The following is a 3,130-nucleotide window of genomic DNA, read 5'->3' on the forward strand; positions in this document are numbered from 1 at the left end:
GGCAACCCCGTTCCCGACCCCCTCCTCCCCCCCCCCGGCCGGAAACCCGCCGCCGGCCTCGAACCCTCGGTCGAACTCGTGCCCGCGGGTGCGCTGGAGGTGCACTCCTCCGGCACCGGCGCGACCACCCGCCCGGGCCCGGGCGAGGTGCTCGTCGTCACCGACCAGGACCTCGTCACCGGCAACCCGCCCACCGCCGCGCTCGCCGTCCCCGGCCCCGCCGGAGACCTCCGCACCCGCCCCGGCGACGTCCTCGTCCCCGCCCTCGGCGGCGGCCTCGCGCGCGTCGTCCCGGCCGAGGGCCCCCTCGTCGGCGCCGCCCTCGGCAGCCGCCTCCACCTGCTCCGCCCCGACCCGGCCGCCCTCGACGCCGAGTTCCTGGCCGGCCACCTCCGCTCCACCGCCGGCACCCGCCGCGCCGCGAGCCACGCCACCACGACCGCCCGCCTCGACATCCGCCGGGTCGAACTGCCCCGCCTCCCGCTGCCCGACCAGCAGCGTCAGGGCACCGCCTTCGCCCGCCTGGCCGCCTTCGCCACCACCCTCGCCCAGGCCGCCTCCCTGGCCCAGACCCTGACCCAAGCCGCCACCGACGCCCTGGCCACCGGCTCCCTGGCCCCCTGACCCCCGGCCCGCTCCTGCGCAGGAAGTCGGCCCGCCCGACTTCCTGCGCGCCGGATGTCCCCGCGCCGAGCTGACGCTCCCTCTCAACCCTGTCTCTGGGAGGGACTCCGGGCGGTACCGTGTGCTCGGTCCGTCCGTCCTCACCAGCTCAGGAGCGCACATGGCAGGGCAGTACCCCGGGACGTTCGGACCCCCGCCCGGTGCCGCCGCCCAGCCGCCGGGCCGTCCCTCGGCCTCCGTCCGGGTACTGTGTGCGCTCGTCCCGCTGCTGACGGCGGGCGTGTTCGGCCCGCTGCCCTCCCTCGTGCTGGCGATACGCCGCAGGCGCCCGTACGACATCGCGGGCGCCGTCGTCTACTGCCTGCTGCTCCTCACGATGGTCGTCTGCGCGGGCGTCGCGAGCGACACCAAGGTTTCGGCCGCGAACGTCATCGGCGAGATCGCCCTGGCCCTCCTCTGGCTCACCCCCACGCTGCACTACCTCGTGATGGACCGCCGGTCCCTCTGGGCGCCCACCCCGTACGCCCCGCCGCCCGCCGTTCCGTACGGCGCGACCATGCCCGGCCACACCGCCCCGCCGCCCGCCGCCCCGTACGGCGCGACCATGCCCGGCCACCCGGCCCCGCCGCCCGCCTCCCCGTACGGCGCGACCACGCCCGGCCACACGGCCCCGCCGCCCGCCGACGACCTGCGCGAACTCGGTGAACTCCTGCGCCGCCAGGCCCGCGAGGACCGGTCGTGACCGTCGACCGCGTGATCGCGGGCCGCTACCGCCTCGCCGAGAAGATCGGCCACGGCGGCATGGGCCAGGTGTGGGGCGGCTACGACGAGCGCCTGGACCGCCCGGTCGCGGTCAAGCTGCTCCGCACCGACCACCTCCTGGCCGCCGGTCCCGCGCCCGCCCCCACGGGCACCGAACAACACCGCCACGGCGACGAGCTGCGCCGCCGCTTCCTGCGCGAGTGCCGGGTCACGGCCGCGCTGGACCACCCCGGGCTGGTCACGGTCTTCGACGCCGGGGAGGACGAGGGTGAGCTGTACCTCGTCATGCAGCGCGTCCCCGGGGTGAGCCTCGCCGACCTCATCGCCGAGGACGCGCCGTTCCCGATCGAGCGGGCGGCCGCCGTCGCCGCCCAGCTGTGCGCCGCGCTGGCCGCCGTCCACGCCGTACCGGTGGTCCACCGGGACCTCAAGCCGAGCAACGTGATGGTCCGCCACGACGGCCGGACGGTCCTGCTGGACCTCGGCATCGCCACCGCCCTCGACCCCGGCGCCACCCGCCTCACCCTCACCGGCGTGCCGATCGGCAGTCCGTCCTACATGGCGCCCGAGCAGGCGCTGGCCACCACCACCGACCCGCGCAGCGACCTCTACGCGCTCGGCTGCCTCCTGCACGAGATGCTCGCCGGCGAGGAACCGTTCCGCGCGCCGACCGCGCTCGGCGTGCTGCGGCGCCACGTGGACGAGCCGCCGGTCCCGCTGCGCGACCTGCGGCCGGACGTGCCGCAGCCGCTCGAACGCCTCGTCCTCGACCTGCTCGCCAAGCAGCCCGCCGACCGTCCCGCCGACGCCCGGCAGGTGTACGGGCGGTTGCTCCCGCTGCTGCCCGCGCCCGAGGTGGCCGCCCAACCGCGGTACGCGCCGCTGCCCGACCCCACCCGGCCGTACCGCTTCCCGCACCAGCCGCAGCCGCCGGCCGCTGGGCCGGTGCAGCAGCGGCCGGCGTCGGCGACCCCGCCGCCGCCGGCGGTCCCGCCCGTGGTCCCGTTCGTCCCTGCCGTCCCGTCCGCCCCGGACCTCGGCGCGGAGTGCGGACGGCTCTCCGACCTCGTCGACGCCGGCCGCCACACCGAGGTCCTCGGCCTCGCCGCCCGGCTGTTGCCCCGCGCCGAGGCCGAACTCGGCGACGGCGCGCCGCTCGTGCGGACGATCCGCACCATCTACGCCCGCACCCTCCTCCAGGAGGGACACCACGCGCAGGCCCTCCCCGAGTACCGCCGCCTCGCCGCCACCGCCGAGGGCGGCCCGTTCGGACCCCAGGCCCTCGACCACCGCTACCGCGCGGCGATCTGCCTCGACCACCTCGGGCAGGGCGCGGAGGCGATGGCCGAGTACCAGTCCCTCCTCGCGACGGCAGCCCACGACCCCGACCCGGAACGCGCCTTCGACCTCCGCGAACGCATCGGCCTCCGGCTCGCTGCTGCGGGAGACGCCGAGAACGCCTGGCAGTGGCTCCTCCAGCTCCTCTTCGAACGCGAACGCCGTGAGGGCCCCCACCACCCCGCCGTCCGCCGCCTCCGCCACTCCCTGAACACCCTTCAACCCCACCGCACCACCCGCTGAGCCTCACCCCCATCCCCCGCCGGCTGGGCCGCGCCGCAAGAAGTCGATGACGCCGACTTCCTGTGCTTCGGTCTCCTGGCGCCCACCTCGGCGCGGCCCAGCCGGACTGTACGGCCGCCACGCGCGTGCTGGTGCACGAGTCGAACCACCACGAGTTAGTCTC

2 protein-coding genes and 1 pseudogene are annotated in these 3,130 nt (G+C 76.7%); all 3 read left to right on the forward strand.

The window, feature by feature from the left end; genetic code table 11:
* A pseudogene (locus ACFXDE_RS43720) lies at window positions 1–624 on the forward strand (hypothetical protein); the annotation flags it as partial.
* Between the two features lie 160 nt (window positions 625–784).
* Complete coding sequence (locus ACFXDE_RS43725) at window positions 785–1,366, forward strand: hypothetical protein (RefSeq protein WP_380499782.1); 582 nt, start codon at window positions 785–787, stop codon at window positions 1,364–1,366.
* Window positions 1,363–2,967, forward strand: coding sequence for a protein kinase (locus ACFXDE_RS43730; protein ID WP_380499784.1), 1,605 nt, complete (start codon window positions 1,363–1,365; stop codon window positions 2,965–2,967). The genes ACFXDE_RS43725 and ACFXDE_RS43730 overlap by 4 nt, the downstream gene beginning before the upstream one ends.
* Window positions 2,968–3,130: the final 163 nt, after the last annotated feature.

Origin of the sequence: Kitasatospora sp. NPDC059408, from assembly GCF_042751525.1 — a bacterium.
Taxonomy (GTDB): domain Bacteria; phylum Actinomycetota; class Actinomycetes; order Streptomycetales; family Streptomycetaceae; genus Kitasatospora.